Annotated in this window: 20 protein-coding genes and 1 pseudogene; 8 read left to right on the forward strand and 13 right to left on the reverse strand. The window is 71.6% G+C overall.

Features of this window, described 5'->3' with window-relative positions:
- Positions 1-89 precede the first annotated feature (89 nt).
- The gene (locus tag ABIC30_RS29100) at positions 90-1,661 is read right to left on the reverse strand and encodes an ABC transporter substrate-binding protein (protein WP_026605358.1); all 1,572 of its coding nucleotides are present in this window, start codon (positions 1,659-1,661) and stop codon (positions 90-92) included.
- A gap of 229 nt (positions 1,662-1,890) precedes the next feature.
- Complete coding sequence (locus tag ABIC30_RS29105) at positions 1,891-2,217, reverse strand: hypothetical protein (RefSeq protein WP_128083354.1); 327 nt, start codon at positions 2,215-2,217, stop codon at positions 1,891-1,893.
- An 859-nt stretch (positions 2,218-3,076) separates the two neighbouring features.
- On the opposite strand from ABIC30_RS29105, the gene ABIC30_RS29110 reads away from it, so the two are divergent.
- The 3 genes from ABIC30_RS29110 (at position 3,077) to ABIC30_RS29120 (ending at position 7,087) form a co-directional block, all read left to right on the forward strand.
- A complete protein-coding gene (locus ABIC30_RS29110; protein WP_020095923.1) occupies positions 3,077-3,976 on the forward strand; it encodes a LysR family transcriptional regulator in 900 nt (299 codons plus the stop codon).
- 227 nt (positions 3,977-4,203) lie between these two features.
- Positions 4,204-5,655 carry an aspartate ammonia-lyase gene (aspA, locus tag ABIC30_RS29115; protein WP_020095924.1) on the forward strand — a complete coding sequence of 484 codons (1,452 nt, stop codon included), beginning with the start codon at positions 4,204-4,206 and terminating at the stop codon, positions 5,653-5,655.
- 82 nt (positions 5,656-5,737) lie between these two features.
- Positions 5,738-7,087, forward strand: a complete 1,350-nt coding sequence (locus ABIC30_RS29120) for a dicarboxylate/amino acid:cation symporter (protein WP_042672326.1) — start codon at positions 5,738-5,740, stop codon at positions 7,085-7,087.
- A 151-nt stretch (positions 7,088-7,238) separates the two neighbouring features.
- Here ABIC30_RS29120 and ABIC30_RS29125 read toward each other — a convergent pair.
- Both ABIC30_RS29125 and ABIC30_RS31885 read right to left on the reverse strand, forming a co-directional pair.
- A pseudogene (locus ABIC30_RS29125) lies at positions 7,239-8,081 on the reverse strand (aspartate dehydrogenase).
- Positions 8,082-8,159: 78 nt separating this feature from the next.
- Positions 8,160-8,600, reverse strand: a complete 441-nt coding sequence (locus ABIC30_RS31885; protein WP_020095926.1) for a ribbon-helix-helix domain-containing protein — start codon at positions 8,598-8,600, stop codon at positions 8,160-8,162.
- A 253-nt stretch (positions 8,601-8,853) separates the two neighbouring features.
- Here ABIC30_RS31885 and ABIC30_RS29135 point away from each other — a divergent pair, with 253 nt between their 5' ends.
- The 3 genes from ABIC30_RS29135 to ABIC30_RS29145 all read left to right on the forward strand — a co-directional run bounded on the left by ABIC30_RS29135 (position 8,854) and on the right by ABIC30_RS29145 (position 11,441).
- Positions 8,854-9,159 (forward strand): hypothetical protein, encoded by a 306-nt coding sequence (locus ABIC30_RS29135; protein ID WP_348273197.1) that lies wholly within the window; start codon positions 8,854-8,856, stop codon positions 9,157-9,159.
- Positions 9,160-9,227: 68 nt separating this feature from the next.
- Positions 9,228-9,764 (forward strand): gluconate 2-dehydrogenase subunit 3 family protein, encoded by a 537-nt coding sequence (locus ABIC30_RS29140; RefSeq protein ID WP_244527024.1) that lies wholly within the window; start codon positions 9,228-9,230, stop codon positions 9,762-9,764.
- A 108-nt stretch (positions 9,765-9,872) separates the two neighbouring features.
- A complete protein-coding gene (locus ABIC30_RS29145) occupies positions 9,873-11,441 on the forward strand; it encodes a GMC family oxidoreductase (protein WP_354456540.1) in 1,569 nt (522 codons plus the stop codon).
- A 114-nt stretch (positions 11,442-11,555) separates the two neighbouring features.
- Here the strand turns inward: ABIC30_RS29145 and ABIC30_RS29150 are convergent, their stop codons facing one another.
- Positions 11,556-11,828 carry an usg protein gene (locus ABIC30_RS29150; RefSeq protein ID WP_020095930.1) on the reverse strand — a complete coding sequence of 91 codons (273 nt, stop codon included), beginning with the start codon at positions 11,826-11,828 and terminating at the stop codon, positions 11,556-11,558.
- A 357-nt stretch (positions 11,829-12,185) separates the two neighbouring features.
- Positions 12,186-13,082, reverse strand: coding sequence for a LysR family transcriptional regulator (locus ABIC30_RS29155; RefSeq protein WP_234083201.1), 897 nt, complete (start codon positions 13,080-13,082; stop codon positions 12,186-12,188).
- Between the two features lie 114 nt (positions 13,083-13,196).
- Here ABIC30_RS29155 and ABIC30_RS29160 point away from each other — a divergent pair, with 114 nt between their 5' ends.
- Positions 13,197-13,982, forward strand: a complete 786-nt coding sequence (locus ABIC30_RS29160; protein WP_132368883.1) for an SDR family NAD(P)-dependent oxidoreductase — start codon at positions 13,197-13,199, stop codon at positions 13,980-13,982.
- Between the two features lie 140 nt (positions 13,983-14,122).
- Here the strand turns inward: ABIC30_RS29160 and ABIC30_RS29165 are convergent, their stop codons facing one another.
- The 3 genes from ABIC30_RS29165 to ABIC30_RS29175 form a co-directional block, all read right to left on the reverse strand.
- Positions 14,123-15,784: an ABC transporter permease gene (locus ABIC30_RS29165; protein WP_354456541.1), complete on the reverse strand. Its 1,662-nt coding sequence runs from the start codon at positions 15,782-15,784 to the stop codon at positions 14,123-14,125.
- 16 nt (positions 15,785-15,800) lie between these two features.
- On the reverse strand, positions 15,801-16,826 hold the full coding sequence (locus ABIC30_RS29170) for an extracellular solute-binding protein (protein WP_020095934.1): 1,026 nt from the start codon (positions 16,824-16,826) through the stop codon (positions 15,801-15,803).
- A gap of 81 nt (positions 16,827-16,907) precedes the next feature.
- On the reverse strand, positions 16,908-17,954 hold the full coding sequence (locus tag ABIC30_RS29175; protein WP_020095935.1) for an ABC transporter ATP-binding protein: 1,047 nt from the start codon (positions 17,952-17,954) through the stop codon (positions 16,908-16,910).
- Between the two features lie 594 nt (positions 17,955-18,548).
- Between ABIC30_RS29175 and ABIC30_RS29180 the strand changes: the two genes are divergently transcribed.
- Positions 18,549-18,971, forward strand: coding sequence for a hypothetical protein (locus ABIC30_RS29180; RefSeq protein WP_128083460.1), 423 nt, complete (start codon positions 18,549-18,551; stop codon positions 18,969-18,971).
- Positions 18,972-19,027: 56 nt separating this feature from the next.
- Here ABIC30_RS29180 and ABIC30_RS29185 read toward each other — a convergent pair whose 3' ends face one another.
- The 4 genes from ABIC30_RS29185 to ABIC30_RS29200 form a co-directional block, all read right to left on the reverse strand.
- Positions 19,028-19,246 carry a hypothetical protein gene (locus ABIC30_RS29185; RefSeq protein WP_020095937.1) on the reverse strand — a complete coding sequence of 73 codons (219 nt, stop codon included), beginning with the start codon at positions 19,244-19,246 and terminating at the stop codon, positions 19,028-19,030.
- Positions 19,230-19,439, reverse strand: coding sequence for a hypothetical protein (locus ABIC30_RS29190; RefSeq protein ID WP_020095938.1), 210 nt, complete (start codon positions 19,437-19,439; stop codon positions 19,230-19,232). The genes ABIC30_RS29185 and ABIC30_RS29190 overlap by 17 nt, the downstream gene beginning before the upstream one ends.
- A 13-nt stretch (positions 19,440-19,452) precedes the next feature.
- Entirely contained in the window at positions 19,453-19,677 is a 225-nt protein-coding gene (locus ABIC30_RS29195; RefSeq protein ID WP_020095939.1) for a hypothetical protein, read from the reverse strand.
- 241 nt (positions 19,678-19,918) lie between these two features.
- Positions 19,919-20,239: a PsiF family protein gene (locus tag ABIC30_RS29200; RefSeq protein ID WP_026605361.1), complete on the reverse strand. Its 321-nt coding sequence runs from the start codon at positions 20,237-20,239 to the stop codon at positions 19,919-19,921.
- Positions 20,240-20,340 lie beyond the last annotated feature (101 nt).

Here is a 20,340-nt window from a genome sequence, read left to right on the forward strand (position 1 = left end):
GCGCCACGTAAGGACCGGGCGCGGCTCTAAGCCTCTGTTTCGACGCGCTCTCTTGCGCCGGACCGGTATCCACTTCGGTGCAGAGCGCTCTAGGCCGGCCTGACATCGTAGAATTGCGGGAAGCCGTTGCGCACGCCCGTCAGGCCCCGATAGGCTGTCGCCTCGTAATAGGCGCCGAGCGGCAGGTACGGCACGTCGATGAAGAACTGTCGCTGGATCTCGGCGCAGATCGCCTTCTGCGCCGCAGAATCGGGCGCGGTGAACCACGCGGCGCGCAGCTCCTCGAGACGGGGCGCGCGGGGCCATCCGAACCAGGCCTGGTCGCCGTTGCCGCGGATGCCGAGCTGGCCGGCGGGATCGAAGTTGTTGGTGCCGTTCAGGTAGGTGACGAAGGTGCTCCAGCCGCCCTTGTCCGGGGGCTGGCGGCTCGCCCGGCGCTGCACCAGGGTCCCCCAGTCCATCGCGACGAGGTCCACGGCGAGCCCGCATTTCTGGAAGGCTTCGGCCGCGACGAGGGCCAGGGGATGGGTGGCCGGGTAATCGGTCGGGTCGAGCATGACGACGCGCTCGCCCCGGTAGCCGGCCTCCGCCAGGGCGCGCCTGACCGCGGCGTAGTCGCGGGGGCCGACCAGCCCGTCGGTGCCCGCGCGCGTCGCCATCGGCGCCTCGGGGCTGAAGACGCCGACATGGTCCTTCCACAGGGCGCGCTCGTCGCCCGCGACCGCGCTCATGAACTCGGTCTGGTCGATGGCGCCGAGCAGCGCCCGCAGGATCGCGGGATTGTCGAAGGGCGGATGCAGGTGGTTGAAGCGCAGGCAGCCGATGCCGCCGGCCGGATCGAGCACCTCCAGCCGGATCCCCGATCTGCTCCTGAGCAGCGCCTGCAGATCCGGCGTCGGGTTCTGCCACCAGTCGACCTCGCCGGCCGCCAGCGCGCTCGCGGCGGTGGAGGCGTCGGGCACGATCCGCCACTCGATCCGCTCGAAATGGGCCCGCTTCGGTCCGGCGGTGAAGCTCGCCGCGCCGTCCGGGCGGGGCACGTAGCCGTCGAAGCGCTCGTAGACGGTGAGCGCCCCCGGGACGCGCTCGTCCGCCTTGAAGCGGAACGGGCCCGAGCCGACCATCTCGGTGACCTGCGTGTTCGGGTCGGTCTTCGCCAGGCGCTCCGGCATGATGCAGGGCATCGAGGTGCCGGTCTTGCCCAGAGCCGCGGGCAGCAGCGGGAACGGCCGCTTGAGGCGGAACTGCACGACGCGGTCGGAGGTCGCCGCGAGTTCGTCGGTGGCGTCGATCAGCGCCCGGCCGAAGGCGTCGCGGGCGGCGAAGCGGCGCACGCTCGCCACCGCGTCGCGCGCCAGCACCGGCGCGCCGTCGTGGAAGCGCAGGCCCTCGCGCAGGGTCAGGCGCCAGAGGCGGCCATCCGCCTCGACGGCGTGGCCCTCGACCATCTGCGGCTGGAACTCGTAGCCCGCGGTCTGGCCGTAGAGGGTGTCGAAAACGAGGTAGCCGTGGTTGCGCGTCACGGTCGCCGTCGTCCAGATCGGGTCGATCACCGCGACGTCGCTTTCCGGGATGAAGCGCAGAACCTTGGCGGGCTGCGCGACGGCGGGCCGCGCGACCGCGGCGGCGGCCAGGGCGGCGAGGACCTCGCGGCGCCTCATCGGCGAGCGCTCGTGCTGGATGCCATCGGAGACCGTGCGCCCGTCACCCTCGTCGCGTCGCATGGTGCCCTCGGAGAGGCTGCGAGGCAAACGCGGGGCCGCGCCCCGCCGCGCGCGGCCGCGTCAGCGGGCAGTGCCCGGAGCACAGAGGCGGGGCAACTCGCGCCGCGAGCCCCCTGCACGACCCCGCGTCCGCCGGGCCGGAGCCTCCGTCCCGGCGCCTCGGGCCCTAGCGCTCGCGGTCGGCCCCGGAATCGGCCTGTTCGGGCGCGGTCATCTCCGGCGTCAGCAGACCGAGTTCGATCAGGAAGGCCGAAGTCGGTTCCAAGTAGACGCCGATCTGGATCGCATCCGGGTCCGAATGCGGCGTCACATAGGTGCGCCTCTCGTACAGCTCGGACTCGCCGCTCGCCAACAGGTCCCGCAACGCGCACCGGCGCATCCAAGAGATGATCCCGCGCGCGTAGGCGTCTTCGACCAGCTTGAATCCGCCGATCACGGCGTGTTCGAAATCGGGATCCGTTCGGATCACGACTCTGCGGGGTGTTTCCTGCATGTGTGTCCTGCGACGCTCTCGGATCCCGGCCAGCCGGCTCATGCTGATCTTGCGGCCGGCCGCCGAGGCTGACCCAGACTCGGACCAGTCCTGTCCAGGCGCAGAGCCCGCGCGGGCGTTTCCGTCGCCATCATTTGTGGTGCTCGGTGCTCGACCGAAGGACGTAGCACCCTGTCGCGGGCCGCCGCGCCCGCGGCTGAGGCCCCGCGGTCACATCGCTGCGCCGTGTCGTTCGATGTGCCGCACGCCTGCACGATTGCCGCGGAGCCGCCGGAGGGGCCGTTCGGTCGGGCGCTCCCCGAGCCGGCCGCGGTCCGAGCCGGCGGCCACGGCGATCCCGTCGCTCCGGCAACGCCGTCAGCGCGGGTGCTCCGGAACACGCCGGGCCTGAAAGCTTGAGCCTACATCGGGATCACACCGCGACGACAGTCGCGAGCCCGATGGAGACGACGATGACCTGGACGAACCGCATCACCATAGCCGCGACCCTCATCGGCGGCGCGATCGCGCTGGTGACTTACGCGCAGGCCCTGAGTCTGCCGACGCACTTCGCCTGAGCCCGCCTGCCGGGGGAGCGCCCCGCGCCGCTCCTCCGACGCCGTCGTGACGGCCACCGTCGCGTTGAGACTTATCGCGCAGCCCACGATCGGGCCGCCTCGCTTCGTCCGAGGGGCGCCTGGCGGACCGCTCTGAGCCGCTCCGGGCCGCGCCGTCGGCGCGCGCGGTTCTCGGCAGGATCGGCCACGATCGCCCAGGATCGGGCGCCGGACCGCGTCGGCGCGGACGCGCCCGCCCCGCTTGCCGGGCCCGCCCTTTCTGCGTTTCAAGGCCGTGACCCCTGGACGTGGCCCGGCCGGCGATGGAACTGAAGTGGATCGAGGACTTCCTCAGCCTCGCCGAGACCCGTAGCTTCTCACGCTCGGCCGAGGCGCGTCACGTCACGCAATCGGCGTTCAGCCGCCGCATCCGCTCCCTGGAGGTCTGGCTCGGCACGGCCTTGCTCGACCGAAGCACCTACCCGATCACCCTCACGGCGGACGGGCGCCACTTCCTCGAGACCGCCGAGGAGGTGGTGCGCCTCCTCACCCTCAGCCGCGCCGACTTCCGCAACCGCAGCGAGCGGTCGAGCCTGCCCGTCGTCGCCATCACTGCCCTGCATTCGCTCTGCCTCTCCTTCCTGCCGCGCTGGCTCGGCACGCTCCGGGGCGAGCTCGGCGCGATGAGCAGCCGCGTGCTGCCGGAGAACTTCAACATCTGCCTCCAGGCCCTGGTCGAGGGCGGCTACGACCTCATGCTGACCTATCACCATCCGGGCATCCCGATCCCGCTCGGGCCCGATCGCTTTCCCTGCCTCGTCGTGGGCCAGGACAGCCTCGTGGCCGTGGCGGCGCCGGCGGATCTCCCCCGCGACCGGGAAGGCCGCCTGCCGCTCCTGCAATATTCCCGCGGCTCCTTCCTGGGCCGGCTCGCCGCCATCGCCCAGGCCCGGGAGGGCGCGCCCGCGACCTATCCGGTCCACACGAACGAGAACTCGATGGCCGAGGCCCTGCGGTCGATGGCGCTCGCGGGACACGGGGTCGCGTGGCTGCCGAGGAGCCTCGTGGCCGGCGAGATCGCGGCGGGCGCGCTCGCCATCGTCAGCCCCGAGATGTCGATGGAGATCCGGCTGTACCGCAGCGCGGAGCGGGCCCGGCCGTTCCTAGAGGCCGTCTGGTCGGCCGCCGCCGCGGATTCGAAGAACTATTCCGGTTCGGAATAGTTCTGGTCGCAACTAGCATTGGCGGCCCGCCGGCACCGGGACTATCAGACGCCGGCCGGTCAGGCGCGGCCGCCCGTGAGGGCGGGGCGACTGGCGGCGACCCTTCATCGCGCACCGTCGAGAGCGTCGACGCCCCCTCACGCGGGCCGGTCGCTCACGCGCAATCGTCCGCCCAACCGTCCTGCCCTACGGCGCGCCGGATCGCTTCCGCGCGCGAGGAGAGAGCCGTGTCCGAGATCGCTTCCGCCGCCCCGACCCGCACCGAGCACGACCTCCTGGGCGACCGCGAGGTTCCGCAGGCGGCCTACTGGGGCATCCATACCCTGCGCGCGGTCGAGAACTTCCCGATCACCGGCACCACGCTGGCCACCTGCCCGGACCTGATCCGGGCGCTCGCGGCGATCAAGCAGGCGGCGGCGCTCGCCAACCGGGAACTCGGCCTGCTCGATGCGGCGCGCTGCGACGCGATCGTCGCGGCCTGCGAGGAGATCCGGGCCGGCGGCCTGCACGATCAGTTCGTGGTCGATCTCATTCAGGGCGGGGCCGGGACCTCGACCAACATGAACGCCAACGAGGTCGTGGCCAACCGCGCGCTCGAACTGCTCGGCCACGCCCGCGGCGCCTACGGGCAGCTGCACCCGAACGAGCACGTCAACATGGGCCAGAGCACCAACGACGTGTACCCGACGGCCCTCAAGATCGCCGGCATCGGCGCGATCCGTCGGCTCGTCGCCGCGATGGCGTCGCTGCGCGGCAGCTTCGAGGCCAAGGCCGCCGAGTTCTCGGACGTGCTCAAGATGGGCCGCACCCAGCTGCAGGACGCGGTGCCCATGACGCTCGGCCAGGAATTCGGCACCTACGCGCGCATGCTCGGCGAGGACGAGGCCCGGCTGGGCGAGGCCGAGCTGCTGATCCGCGAGATCAACATGGGCGCCACCGCGATCGGGACCGGCATCACCGCGCATCCCCTCTACGCGGCCGCGGTCCGCGCGCGGCTGTCCGAGATCACCGGCATCCCGCTCGTCACGGCCGAGGATCTGGTCGAGGCAACCCAGGATTGCGGCGCCTTCGTGCAGGTGTCCGGCGTCCTCAAGCGGGTGGCCGTGAAGCTGTCCAAGACCTGCAACGACCTGCGCCTGCTCTCCAGCGGTCCGCGCGCGGGCTTCGGCGAGATCAACCTGCCGGCCCGGCAGGCCGGCTCCTCGATCATGCCCGGCAAGGTCAATCCGGTGATCCCCGAGGTGGTGAACCAAGTGGCGTTCGAGGTGATCGGCAACGACGTGACGATCAGCTTCGCGGCCGAGGCCGGCCAGCTGCAGCTCAACGCCTTCGAGCCCGTGATCGCCTACAGCCTGTTCCGCAGCTTCGCGCATCTCGAAGCCGCCTGCCGCACGCTCGATCTCCACTGCGTGCGGGGCATCACCGCCAACCGCGAACGGCTGCGCGCCAGCGTCGAGCACTCGATCGGGATCGTGACCGCGCTCAACCCCTATATCGGCTACCGCAACGCGACGGCCGTCGCCATGGAGGCGCACGCGACCGGCCGCGGCGTCTACGACCTCGTGCTCGAGAAGGGGCTGATGGCCCGCGCGCAGCTCGACGCGGTCCTCCGGCCCGAGCGGCTGACCCGCCCGCAAGCCCCCGATCCGGTCATCGCCCGGGCCGTCGCCGGGGCCTGATCCAGAATCCGGGATCCGCGCCCGCGACGCCAGCGGTCGGGTCCCGCACGCCGAACAACACGATCCCATGGGAGGACAACGGATGACGCACGCCGATACGGACCCGGATTCCACGACATCGCGCTCGGGCCGGCTCACGCTCTATACCGGGCTCGGGCTGGCACTCGGCATCCTCGTCGGCGCCGTCCTCCACGGACTGGCGGCCGGACCCGACGAGGCCAAGGCGTTCGCGGCGCACTTCACCCTCGCGACCGACATCTTCCTGCGTCTGATCAAGATGATCATCGCGCCGCTCGTGTTCGCCACCATCGTGGCCGGCATCGCGAGCTTCGGCGACGCCCGCTCGGTCGGCCGGGTCGCCGCGCTGGCCATGGGCTGGTTCGTCACCGCCTCGGTCGTCTCGCTCACCCTCGGGCTCCTGACCGCGAACCTGTTCCAGCCGGGCGCGGGCCTGGGCCTGCCGCTGCCCGACGCGGGGGCGCAGACCGGCCTGAAGGCCGCCTCGCTGAACCTGCGCGACTTCCTCGTCCACGTCTTCCCGACCAGCATCGTCTCGGCCATGGCCGGCAACGAGGTGCTGCAGATCCTGGTCTTCTCGATCTTCTTCGGCTTCGGTCTCAGCACGATCGACCGGCGCTACAGCGAGCCGATGGTGCAGCTTCTCGACGGCCTCGCCCGCGTGATGTTCAGGGTCACCGACACGGTGATGCGGCTCGCGCCGATCGCCGTCTTCGCGGCCATCGCGGCGGTCGTCACCGTCCAAGGGCTCGGCGTCCTTCTCGATTACGGCAAGTTCATCGCCAGCTTCTACGCGGGCCTGTCCCTGCTCTGGCTGCTGCTGATCGGTGCCGGCTGGGCCGTGCTGGGCCGCCGCGTGGTGGAGCTGCTGCGCCTGCTGCGCGCCCCGATGATCCTCGCCTTCTCGACGGCGAGCAGCGAGGCCGCCTTCCCGCGCACCGTCGAGGTGCTGGAGCGCTTCGGGGTGCGCCCGCGCGTGACCGGGTTCGTGCTGCCGCTCGGGTACTCGTTCAACCTCGACGGCTCGATGATGTACCAGGCCATGGCCGCCCTGTTCATCGCCCAGGCGTTCGGGATTCACATGGGCTTCGGCGAGCAGCTGACGATGCTGCTCGTCATGATGGTGACGAGCAAGGGCATCGCCGGCGTGCCGCGGGCCTCGTTGGTCGTGGTCGCCGCCACCGTGCCGATGTTCGGTCTCCCGGCCGCCGGCATCCTGCTGATCATGGGCATCGACCAGATCCTCGACATGGGGCGCACCGTCACGAACGTCCTCGGTAACGGGCTCGCCACCGCGGCGGTCGCCAAGTGGCGGGGTGAGATCGCGGGTGGCGTCCGGGAGGTGAGCGCGGAGCCCGCGGGGCCGCGCCTCGACCTCGCCGCGCGGCCCGCGACCGGCGCCGCCCGCGCTTGACGGGGCCGCCGTGGCCCGCTCGATGGCGGACGGGATCGCGCCGCTCGCCGCTGTCACGGACCGCTCCGGGCTCTGAGAGGCGACCGCGCCCGGGCACCGCTCCGGGCGCGGGGGCGCGGCGGCAGGGGCCGTGCCGGCCGGGTCCGGTCTGTCAGGTTCCGACCCGGAGCGGGGCTGTGAGCTTGCGCAGGTAGGCGATGACCGACAGGGCCGTGATGCGGCCCGTGCGGGGGTTCTCGTCGGTCAGGACGTTCTCGATGTCATCGCGAAGCGCGCGGCGTCGGCCTCCACCTCGATGCGGTGCGTGTTGCGCTCCAGGCCGGGGTCGGCCCAGATCTCGAGCTCGGTCCGGTCGGGACCGATGCCGGCCAGCGAGAGCGCGACCGCGACGTTGAAATTCGCCGGGAAGCCGCGGGCCGCCTCGCGGGGGCTGCCGGCAAAGATGCGCATCGGCTCGGTGATGCCGCCGATCTCGATGCCGTTCTCCGCGAGGTAGGGCGCGCCGACGAGGCCGCGCACGGGCTTGCGGGTGATCATCCGCACCGTGCGGATAGTACCCTCCGCGGCGGCCGTCACGGCGTCGAGGCCGAGCAGCGCGCCGGTCGGGACGACGATCTGACCGCCGTGGGCGCGGGCCGTCGCCACGAGGTCCTCGTGATCGAGGAGCGCGCCGCAGCTCAGCACGATCGCGGTCTTCCCCGCCGCCACGAAGGGCCGCACGATCGCCGGGAGATGCTGGGACGGCGCGCATTCCAGCACGATGTCGGCCCGCGGCTCCAGGGCGTCGAACGCGGTGACGACCTCCGGCGGCTCCGCGAGCGCCGCGAGGGCGGCCCGGGCTCTGGCGGCATCGTGAACCGCGACGGCGGTCAGCCTCAGCCCCGATATGGCGCCCGCATCGAGCGCGCGCCACGGCCAGCCCGACGGTGCCGAGGCCGGCGATCGCGATGCGACCGCCGCGGATGGGCGACCTCGGGGCTTCCTGCAGCGGCATGTCGGGTATCCGTTCATCGGGGCCGGAGCGGCCGACCGCGCCAGCCCTCTGCATCGGCCATGCCGGGGGGGACGCGCCTCAGCCCTCGCCGCGGGCATCGCGCGGCCGGACCGCGTCGCCGCGCAGGGCGCGCGCGGTCCGCGCGACGTGTCCGACGCCGACGTCACGGTCGTCGATCCGGTCCAGGGCGCCATCGACGTCCCCCGCGACCCTGCCGCGCTGTTCCACGGCGCGCCGCTGCGCCGAGGCGAGGCGGTCCGCCTTCATCTCGAGGTGCCTCAGGCACGCGCACCGCAGGAGCGAGGCGAAATTGCGTGCCTCACCGTGGAGAGCGAGCACTTCGTCGTAGAGAAGCGTCACGAGGCGGGGAAGGGTCATGCCCTGAGCGGCGGCGATGTCCTCGAGCACGTTCCAGAACATCACCTCGATCCTGATCGAGGTCGAGTGTCCGCCGAGCCGGATGGAGCGGGTCTCGCCCTCGTAGTCGGCGGACGGCATCCCCGAGTACAGATTGCACATGTCCACCCCTGCGATCCGCGCCGCTCACCCGCGGCGACCGCCCGCGGTTCCCCGGGATGAGGAACAATAATGCAGCGCGCGCCCGTTTCCACCGCCTTCCGGGCTCTGGCATAACGCGCTCCGCGGATCGTCGCGGGCCCGCTCCGCAGTAGCATGATACTACCACCGCACGCTGGAGCGGCTCTAAGTTTCCGCTCGGCGGGACCCCTCGGGGCCTTCGGCCTCGGGCCTCGACAGGGGGATCATGCGCGACATGTCCGACATGCCCGAGCGGATCCCCGCGATGATCCGGGTCCGGGACGCGGCGCGCTCCGCGCGTTTCTACCGGACCACCTTCCGCCTCGACACCGCCGACCGGCCCGGCTTCGAAACCTTCACCCCGATCGATCTCGCGCATGCCGCGTCCGGTCTCGCGTCGGCGCTGACGGTCAACACGGGCCACGACGGCGCCTGCGGCCTGGGCGTGGGGGCCGCCCGGGGCACGGCGCGCTCCTGCTTCATCGACGACCCGGACGAGCACAAGATCGAGGTGCTCGCCCGCGGTTGGCGCTTCGCCTGATGACCCGCGACGGCCCGCCATCGGCCGCCGCGGCACCGGCACGACCGACACGGACAGGGGAGGACGGGATGAGGATGCAGGAGACGGGCGCACACCTGTCCCGCCGCGGCTTCCTGGGCGCCGCGGGCTCGACGCTGCTCGCGGTCGCGGTTATGCCGGACGGCAGCGTGACCGGGCGGGCCTGGGCGCAGATGCCGAAGGCGACGAAGCCCGAGACCTTCGCCTCGCTCGTGCAGATGTCGCGCGACTGCTACCCGCACGACCGCGTCGCCGACAGGTACTACGCCGCCGCGGTGCAGATCCTCGACGACGCGGCGCGGACCGCTCCAGGAGAACTGACGCTCCTCGAGGACGGGATGGCCGCGCTCAACCGGGCGGCCGTCGAGAGGCACCGCCTGCCCTACGCCAAGGTTCCGCAGGATACGGACCGGGCAGCCCTCCTCGAGACCATCGAGCCGACCCCGTTCTTCCAGAAGGTGCGGGCCAACCTCATCGTCGGTCTCTACAACCAGAAGGAGCTGTGGCCGATCTTCGGCTACGAGGGCGCCTCCTTCGACAAGGGCGGCTACCTGGAGCGCGGCTTCGACGACATCGACTGGCTCTGACGGCGGCCCGGCGCCCGCGCCGACGGCCGCGCGCGACACGCATTCACCGCTCGGTCCGACCATCCCGCGCGAAGACGGGACGGGGCCGATCCGCGGCAGGAGGAAACCATGTCAGCTCCCTACGACCTCAGCGACGGCTCCGTCTTCGTCATCGTCGGCTCGGGCGCCGGCGGCGGGACCCTCGGGACCCAGCTCGCGCTCAAGGGCATCGACACCGTCATCCTCGAGGCGGGCGACCGGCACGAGACCTTCGACTTCGTCAACGACGAGTGGGATTCGTTCGCCCAGCTCGCCTGGAAGGACAAGCGGCACGCCACCGGGCCGTGGCCGATCGCCAAGACGTTCCCCAACCTGCCGGCCTGGATCGTGAAGGCCGTCGGCGGCTCGACCGTGCACTGGGCGGGCGCGTCGCTGCGCTTCCAGGAGCACGAGTTCAGGACGCGCACGCATTACGGCGCCGTGAAGGGGGCCAACCTCCTCGACTGGCCCGTCGACCTCCCGGAGATGGACCCCTGGTACGCCATGGCCGAGAACCGGATGGGCGTCACGCGCACCAACGGCATCCCGGGCCTGCCGGGCAACAACAACTTCAAGGTGCTCGAGGCCGGCGCCCGCAAGATCGGCTACACGGAGGTGCATACCGGCCGGATGGCCATCAACTCCGAGCCGCGCGACGACCGCGCCGCGTGCATGCAGCTCGGCTTCTGCTTCCAGGGGTGCAAGTCGGGCGCGAAGTGGTCGACGCTCATCGCGGAGATCCCGAAGGGCGAGGCCACGGGCCGGCTCGAGGTCCGTTCGGGCTGCCAGGTGCTGCGGATCGAGCACGATTCCGGCGGCAAGGTCACCGGCGTGGTCTACGCCGACAAGGACGGCGTCGAGCACCGGCAGAGAGCGCGGGCCGTCGCCGTGGCCGGCAACTCCATCGAGAGCCCGAGACTCCTCCTCAATTCGCACTCGGCGAAGTTCCCCGACGGTCTGGCCAACGCGTCGGGGCAGGTCGGGCGCAACTACATGCGCCACACGACCGGTTCGGTCTATGCCATCTTCGAGAAGCCGGTCCACATGTACCGCGGCACCACGATGGCCGGCATCGTGCGCGACGAGGCCCGGCACGATCCGAGCCGCGGCTTCGTCGGCGGCTACGAGCTCGAGACGCTCTCCCTGGGCCTGCCCTTCATGGCGGCGTTCCTCGACCCGCAGACGTGGGGCCGCGACTTCACCGGCGCCCTCGACAAGTACCGGAACATGGCGGGCCTCTGGATCGTGGGCGAGGACATGCCCTGTTCCGACAACCGCATCACCCTGTCGGACGACACGGATGCCTACGGGATGCCGGTCGCGTCGGTCCATTTCGCCGACCATCCCAACGACGAGGCGATGCGCGAGCACGCCTACAGGCAGGGCAGCGCCCTCTACGAGGCCGTCGGCGCGGTCCGCACCATCCGCACCCCGCCCTATCCGTCGACGCACAACCTCGGCACGAACCGCATGAGCGAGAAGCCCCGGGACGGCGTCGTCAACCGCTTCGGCCAAGCCCACGATGTCGAGAACCTGTTCGTCTCGGACGGCTCCCAGTTCACGACCGGCGCCGCGGAGAATCCGACCCTCACCATCGTCGCGCTGGCCCTGCGGCAGGCGGACCACATCGCCAAGCGGATGAGTCGCGGCGAGATCTGAGCGCGGATCCTGAGCCCGCATCCGGCCGGCGCAGGCGATCTCCGCGATCTCCGCGACCATCGCGATCGCGCTTCCCGCGCGGGCCCGCGGAAAGCTCGGCTCCCGCCCCCGGCGTCAGTGGAGGTGAAACTCGCTGCCGACGGCCCGCAATTCCGCGGGCCTGATCAGGCGGCTGTGGGCCACCTTCACCGAATGCAGCGGCCCATCGAGGGCGCCCTGCCAGAAGGCCAGGAAGCGCTTCAGCTCCGGGAAGACGGGGAAGAGATCGTGCTGCTGCCAGATGAAGGTCTGGAGCAGGTGGGGATGGTCGGGCAGGTGATACAGGATCTCGGCTGTCGTCAGGCTGTAGCCTTCCAGCTGACGACGGAAGGCGGTCGAAACGCTCATGGCGGCCCCTCCTGCGCGCATCGTGAGAGTGACCCACGACGAAGCAAGAAAGTTGCCGGCTGAGCTGTTAACAAACGCCGAATCGCCCGCGATCTCAGTCGGTTAGCACTCAGAGCGGCCGATGGCTGCCAGAGCGGTTCGGGGTCGCGCGCACGCGCGCGCTGCACCGAGGTCGGGCCGCGCATGACGGGCTCGGCGACGCTCGGTTCCAGCGCCCGGACCGCGAGCCGGCCTCTCCGTCGCCGGATCTGATCCTGTTCAGGACCCAAGCGTCTCAAATATTTCGGGTCTTCGAGCAATGAAAATAAATATTACCGCAGTCGAGGCATCGCTCGTGAAGCGTCTGCCGCGCCGATGTCATTCCTCCACCGTCGCGTGGGCGGCGAGGAAATCGACGAAGCTTCGGATGCGCAGCGCCAAGCGCGCGTGGCCGACATAGAGGACGTGGACGTCCTCGGCATCGCCGGGGTTGAACGCCTCCAGCACCGGCACGAGCCGGCCGGCCGCGAGATCGGCCGCCACATGGAACCGGGCGAGGCGGGCGATCCCGGCGCCGCCGAGCGCCATCAGGCGCACCACCTCGCCGGAATTGCCGTAGAAATTCCCCTGGATCGGCCGCTGGTTGAGACCGGCTCCGACGCGGAACGGCCAGGTATCGAGGGAGCGGCGGAAGCTGAAGTTGAGGCACTTGTGCGCCGCGAGGCCGTCGGGATGCTCCGGGACACCTTCCCGCGCGAGATAGGCGGGGGCGGCGACCACGATCATCCGGCTGCGCCCGAGGCGTCGCGCCCGCAGGCGGGTGTCGCGGAGTGGGCCGATCCGGATCGCGACGTCCGCCTGCGTGGCGGGCAGGTCGATCACCTCGTCGGTCAGGGCGAGATCCAGGCTCATCCGCGGGTGCTGCGCGAGAAAGCGCGGCAGGACCGGCAGGACGACGTGGGTCCCGTACGGGACCGAGGCGTTCACCCGGAGCCGCCCGCTCGGCTCGGCGGCGGTCTGGGTGAGGCCCCGCTCCATCGCGTCGAGTTCCGCCATCAGCTCGGCGGCCCGCTCGCGATAGGCCTCGCCTTCCGGGGTCAGGGTCAGGGATCGGGTCGTGCGCCGGAGCAGCGCGACCCCGAGGCGCGCCTCGAGGCGGGCGACGGCCCGGCTCACGGCGGAGGGGGTTTGCCGCAGGGCCTTGGCGGCCGCCGCGAAGCTGCCGCACCGCGTCGCCTGGAGGAACGCCTCCATGTCCCCGAGCCGGTTGTCCATCGCGCCGCCACTCGTGCATCGAAGTCACGATCATCGTGCCGCGATGCCTGCTACTCAGCAATCCGGCGGCCGTCCATCTCCTCGGGACCGACACGGCAACGAGGACGAACCGTCATGGATCTTCAGCTCACGGGACGAAGCGCCCTGGTCACCGGCTCGACCGCCGGGATCGGTCTCGCTGTGGCCAAACGGCTGGCCGCGGAGGGCGCGGAGGTCATCATCGCGGGGCGCCAGCAGGCCAAGCTCGATGCGGCCGCGGCCGCGGTCGCCGCCGCGGGCCGCGCGCGCGCGATCCTGGCCGATCCCGCCACGGCCGAGGGCGCTGCCGCGCTCGTGCGCGCGGCCCCCGCGGTCGACATCCTCGTCAACAATCTCGGGATCTACGAGGCCAAGGCCTTCCCGGACATCGCCGACGACGACTGGCACCGCCTGTTCGCGGTCAACGTCGTGTCGGGGGCCCGGCTCGCGCAGGCCTATCTCCCGGGGATGCAGGCGCGCGGCTGGGGGCGCGTCCTGTTCGTCTCGAGCGAGTCCGGGATCGTGCCGCCGCCCGACATGATCCACTACGCCGTGACCAAATCGGCCCAGCTGACGATCGCCCGCGGACTCGCCCAGCTCACCAAGGGCAGCGGCGTCACCGTGAACACGGTGCTGCCCGGGCCCACGCGCTCCGACGGGATCGGCGATTTCCTGAAGAGTGTCGCCTCCGATCCCGACCTGTCGCCCGAGGCGATGGAGGCGGAGTTCTTCCGGCTCCATCGGCCGCTGTCGCTGATCCAGCGCCTGATCGAGCCGGACGAGGTCGCCGCCATGATCGCCTACCTGGCGAGTCCCCTCGCCGCCGCGACCAACGGCGCCGCGCTCCGGGTCGAGGGCGGGATCGTTCCGACCATCGCCTGACCGCCGAGGCCCGCGACGCGGAGACGGGCGCGCGGCACGAGACGGATACCGGCGCGCGGAGCGGGCGGCGCGAAGGGCGGGCGATCGATCCCCGACCTCTCCCCGACCTCTCCCCGGCCTCTCCCCGGCCTCTCCCCGGCCTATCCCCGGCCGGTCCGCGGCTCTTCCCCGGCCAACCGTCCCGGCCCGATCGCGTTCCGGTCGAGCCTGAGCAGGAGCGTCACCGGGAGGAGACCGATCATCACGATGAGCACGGCGGCGACGGCGCCGTCCTCGTACGTGCCGCGCGCCGCCTCGCCGTAGAGATGCGTGCTCAACGTCTCGACGTTGAGGGGACGCAGGAGCAGCGTCACCGGCAGTTCCTTGGCGATGTCGACGAAGGCGAGGAGGCCGCCGCTCAGCACCGCGGGCCAGGCCAGCGGCAGCTGCACGGTGACCAGCGTGGCGAGCCGACCCCGCCCGAGCACCCGCGCGGCGTCGGGGATGGTGCGCGGGATCCGCGCGAAGCCGGCCTCGCTGGCGCCCACCGTAACGGTCAGGAAGCGCAGGGCGTAGGCGATGACGAGGGCGGCGCCGGTCCCGAGTCCCACCCGTGCGGTCGTCAGGCCGGCCTCGAACAACCCGGCCTCGACCAGCGCCAGAGGACCCAGGAGCCCGACCGCCAGCACGGTCCCGGGCATGGCGTAGCCGATCCCGGCCGCGCCGATGAGCAGGCGCCCGGCCCGGGCGCTCAGCAGGGAGGGAACGGCCGCCACCGCCAGGCCCGCCAGCACCGTCACCGCCGTGGCGAGGCCCGCGTAGTAGACCGTGTTGAGGGCCTGGGCGGCGAGCGCGTCGGGCAAGCCGCTCGCGTCGATCCGGCGCCACGCCTCGAGGCCGAGAGAGCCCGCCGGCACCAGGAATCCGATCGCGACGGGGGCCGTGCCCAGGGCCAGGGCCGACCCCGCCCGCCAGCCGTCCAGCCGGCGGCGCGCGCCGGCCGTGTGGCGGCGGGCGCCTCCGGCATAGCCGCGGCCGGCCCGCGCGAGCCGTTCGAGGCCGACGACCGCGACCACCGCGGCCAGCATCACCAGCGCGATCTGCGCGGCGCCGGGCAGGTCCGAGCGGTTCACCCAGGTGGCGTAGACCTGCACCGTCAGCGTGCGCACCCCCAGGAACTCGGCCGCGCCGACATCGTTCAGCGCCTCCATCAGGGCGAGGCCGGTGCCGAGGGCGATCGCCGGCCGCGCGAGCGGGAGGGCGATCCGCAGGAAGCTGCGCCACGGCCCGGCCCCGAGCGTCCGCGCGGCTTCCAGCAGCGAGCCGGCCTGCATCAGGAACAGCGCGCGGGTCGGCAGATAGACGTAAGGGTAGAGCACGAAGCCGAGCAGCAGGCTGCAGCCCGGGAGCGAGCGCAGGTCCGGCAGGGCGAGATCGCGCGGGCTCGACAGGCCGAGCAGGCCCCGCAGCCCGACCTGGAACGGCCCGAGCGGGTGCAGCAGGTCGAGATAGGCGTAGGCGACCACGTAGGTCGGCATCGCCAGCGGCAGCAGCAGGGCGGCCTCGAGGAGGCGCCGACCGGGGAAGTCGAACGCCGCGACCAGCCACGCCGTCGCGGTCCCGAGCCCGATCACCAGGAGGCCGACGCCCGCGAGCAGCAGGGCGGTGTCGCGGATCGCCTGCGGCAGCACGTAGGCGGCGAGGTGCGGCCACAGCTCGCCGCCGCCCTCGGACGCCGTGAAGCCCAGGGAGATCACGGGCGCGAGCAGCAGCGCCGCCAGGGCGACCGCCCCCGCCCAGCCCAGAGAGCGGGTCACCGACATCCGGCCCGGCTCGAACTCAGTTGTCGAAGCCGACCTTGTCGACGAGCAGGCTCGCCGCCTTGCGGTTGCGGGCGATCTCGACGAGCGGTGTCGGATCGACGCTCAGCGGACCGAGTTCCGCGAGCAGCGGCTCGATCGGGGCGCCGGCCTTCACCGGATACTCGTAGTCGACCTTGGCGTAGAGCGCCTGCGCGGCGTCGGAGACGAGGTACTCGAGGAGCTTGACCGCCTGGTCGCGGTTCGGCGCGTTCTTGGCGACGACCGCCCCCGACACGTTCACGTGCGTGCCCCCGCCCTCGAAGGTCGGCAGCACGACCTTGATGGCCGCGCCCCATTTCTGCTGGTCCGCCCCGCCGCGACCCGAGCGCATCAGTCCGACATAGTAGGAATTGCCGAGGCCCACCTCGCAGAGGTCGGCCGCGATGTCGCGGGCCACGTCCCGGTCGCCGCCCGTCGCCTTGCGGGCGAGGTTGTCCTTCACGCCCCGCAGCCACGCCTCCGTCTTCTCCGCGCCGTGGCGGACGAGGAAGGCGGCGATCAGGGCGGTGTTGTAGGGATGCTGGCCCGAGCGCAGGCACACCTTGCCCTTCCAGCGCGGGTCGGCGAGCGATTCGTAGGTCGCGGCCGCGAGATCGTTCAGGCCCGTGTCGGCGTAGAGCACGCGCGCGCGCATCGAGAGGGCGAACCAGCGCCCGTCGGCGCCGCGCAGGGGCGCCGGCACGGCCGCTTCGAGCACGGGCGAGCGCACCGGCTGGGTCAGGTCGCGGTCGACGAGTTCGATCAGGTTGCCGATATCGACCGTCATGAGGACGTCGGCGGACGAGCGCGCGCCCTCCGCGGCGACCCGCTCGGCCAGCCCCTTCTCCACGAAGACCGTGTTCACGGTGACGCCGCTCTGCGCCGTGTAGGCGTCGAGCAGCGGCCGGATCAGGCCCGGCTCGCGGGTGGTGTAGAGGTTGACCTCGGCCGCGTAGGCCGGTCCGCCGAAGCAGAGAGACAGGCACAGGCTCGCCCAGGCTCCGGTTCTGCAGACGTCCAACATGATAAACCCCGTTCGTCGAGCGACGAGCCGGTGCTATAGAGTAAGAGTGCGCCCTGCAAGGCGGATTTATTTAGATATATTCTAATTACAATCTGACAACACTTGGACTCCGTCCGGCAGCGGGAAGACGTGGGCGCGCCCGGGCAGCAGCTCGATGCCGACCTGCTCGCCCGGGACTTCCTCCGGCGGGAGGTCGAGGCGCAGCGGCGCGCCGAGGCCCGCGACCGCGATGTCCAGGCGCAGACGCGGCCCCGCGAAGGCCCGGCCCAGGATCCTGGCCGGCACCCCGGCGCCCGCCGGCCCGAGGCGGATCGCCTCCGGGCGCAGGCAGACTTGGACCGCGCCCTCCGGCACGGCGTCGGGCCGGGGCAGCGTGCCGAGGGGTGTCGCGACGTGGCCGTCGACGGCGCGGCCCGGAATCTCGATGATCTCGCCGAGCGCCCGGGCGGCGAACGGCGTCGCCGGCGCGGCGTACAGCGCCTCGGCGCTGCCGCTCTGGACGATCCGACCCCGGTGCATCAGGACGATGCGGTCCGCGCAGGCGACCGCCTCGGCCGCGTCGTGCGTGACGAGGATCGCGCCGATGCCGTCCCGCCGCAGGACCGCCAGGGTGTCGGCGCGGACACGCTCGCGGGTGCCGGCATCGAGGTTCGAGAACGGCTCGTCGAGGAGCAGCACCCGCGGACGCGGGGCCAGGGCCCTGGCGAGCGCCACCCGCTGCGCCTCTCCGCCCGACAGCGTGCCCGGATAGCTGTCGGCGCGGTGTGCCAGCCCGACCTGATCGAGGCGCTCGCGGGCGATGTCCCGCGCGTCCGCGCCGCGGAGATGGGCGAGGCCGAAGCGGACATTGGCCAGCACGGTGAGGTGGGGAAACAGCGCGTAGTCCTGGAACATCAGGCCCACGCCGCGGCTCGCGGGCGGCGCGTTGCGGCCGCGCCCGGCGACGCGGCGATCGCCGAAGGCGATCTCGCCCGCGTCCGGCGCGTCCAGGCCGGCGATGAGCCGCAGCAGCGTGCTCTTCCCGCAGCCGGAGGCGCCGAGCACCGCCAGGATCTCGCCCGGACCGAGCGTCAGCGACACGTTGTCCAGCGCCAGCGTCCGGCCGTAGCGTCGGCTCACGCCCGACACCGCGAGTTGCCCCGCGGCGGGACTTGAACCGGCGCCGGGCGACGCGTCGGTCGGAGAAGTCTTGCGGCGTCGAAACACGGGCAGGAGATCCGGCGGGCGACGGGCCCTCGATCGAGAACGGGTGGAGTCACCGTTCTCATCCGGCCCTCCGGCACGGCGCGGCCCGCCGGGCGGTGCGGCTCCAGGGTGTCGTTGGTTGGGCCGCCCCGGTACCTGACGTCCGGCTGTCTCGGCCCCGGTCTCCGGCGCCGCGGGTCCGGGGGGCGTAAGAAGGCTTGCCGGTGGGTCGTGCCCGGAAGTCCTGCCCGCGAGACTTGCCGCGGGGGCGTGTCCTCCCGGCTGCGCGGCCACACCGTATCGGTCGGCTCAGCACGCGACACGGCAGACGGTGCACGGCGCAATCGGTCATCGACGCGCCGGGAGCCGCTCTTGCTGAAGGACAGCGTTGTCCGGTCGATCGCGGCTCGGTGCTGACAGGTCAGGCGCGCGGAAATCCCGCGCTCTGCATTCATCAAATCAATCGAATTTGAAAGGTCATGGCAGCACTATTGAATTGGTTCGATGCCATACTCCTCGCGTGCGGTGGGGGACATCATGCGCGCGTGGCTGGTGGCAGGTGTGGCGTTCTCTACACTTGTGGGTAGCATCGACACCGTCGAGGCGCGCGGGCGCGGGCGTCTGTTCTTCGGGCGGTCGTCGACGGCGCAGCGACCCGCGTCGCCTCCGTCTGTCGCCGCGACCGACACGGCCCCGAGCGGCCGTGCCGGCTACCGTCCCATCATCGCGATCGCGCCGGCCCCCATCGTTGCGGCCGTTCCTGCGGCGGCCGCGGCAGCGGTGGCGAACATGCCGGCCGAAGCGCGCGAGCCGGAGCTTCGGCCACAGCCCACCCTCCTCCGCCCGCCGCCCGAAACGCCGCGTGTCCAAGCGGTGCGCGCCGTCGCCCCGAGTTGCGAGACCGGGAGGCGCGTCGGCGGCGTCGACAGGGCGGAAGCCGGCTTCTGCCTGATCAACTAGGTGTTTGATCCCGCCGGTCGATCCCTCAGCGGTCCAACTCCGGGTCTGGCCGGGGATTACTGCGCGCGTCCCGGCCCGTCTCTCAAGCCGAGCCGCAGAGCCCGCGCGAACAGGTCGCTGAGCGTGATCCAGTCAGCACCGTCGATCCGCCAGCGCGCGCAGTCGTCATCCGGCTCGACCGTGTACCCGCGGCACCGAAGCACGGCGACCGCGTCGAGCACCGGGTCATCCCCTTCGCCCAGGTGGGCATCCTCTCGGTCATGGGCGTGGGTCAAGGCTGACGCTCATCACATCCGCGAGTTGAAAGAGGAGGTCGCCCACGACACCGATCGGCAGCAGGACGCAGAACTCACTGTCGTCGGGCGACCGCAATCGGATCGCCAGTGTGCCGCCGCCGTCGATGACCTCGACCGAGCGCACCGCCGCAGCGCCCAGCACGTAGGGGACCGCGCTGTCCGAGACCGTCATCCTCGGAGGCCGATCACGCGATTTCCATCTCGAGCGCAACGTCGGCCAGATAGGCCGCGATGCGCGCGCTCGCCCGGGTGTCCGACGCTTCGATGATGAGGCCGGCGCCGCCGGGCAGGACGTCGTAGCGCCGGAGAACGGATTCGGCCTTGAGCGCCGCCTCGCGCTCCGAGGTCGCGCGCAGGACGCGCCGATCGCCCTCGATGCGGATCAGGATGCGGAAGGGAGCGCGCTTCATGCTGGGACCGCCTCGGCCATCTGACCCGCGCCGTCGCGGCTCGATGGGTCAGTTACGGCGAGGCTGGCAAAACCGTTCCGCGACGGAGCGGGGGGAGAGTGAGGGGGACGTCGACCGCTTCGTGGAAGCCCGAGTGACGTTCAGGACGCCCGAGATCGGTCGGTATCTCGAACGGCATCCGTTTCACGCAGCCCTGACATTGGTCAGAAGCCGAACAGGGACGCGGTATGGGCGCAGGCGACTAACCTCTGAGGCACGTGCTCATGAACGCCTTGCGCTCGGCGCCCTTGAGGCTCTTGGCCGAGGCATCCGCATTGCAGCTCTTCATCTTCATCTGCTGCGGCGTCAGCTCCTTGGCCGGCGCGGCGCTCTTTCCCGCGAGGCAATCTGCCATGAAGCTCTTGCGGGCGGCGCCCGACAGCCGTTGCGTCCCAGCATCCACGTTGCAGGATTTCATCCGATCCCGCTGCGCGGTCTGAGCCGCCGAGGGTGCGGGGGCCTGCGCTCGGACGGACACCGTGCAGGCGAAGACGAGGGCCGAGGCGAGAGCGAGCGTACGCACGGTGGAGGACCTCCGGTGATGCGGAGAACCCTAGCGACCTGCGGTTGTACGAGCCAGCGTCAGTGCCGCGTCTGTCCCATCAATTCGCGGCGATGTCTCGC

The organism is Methylobacterium sp. 1030 (assembly GCF_040544715.1).
Lineage (GTDB): Bacteria > Pseudomonadota > Alphaproteobacteria > Rhizobiales > Beijerinckiaceae > Methylobacterium.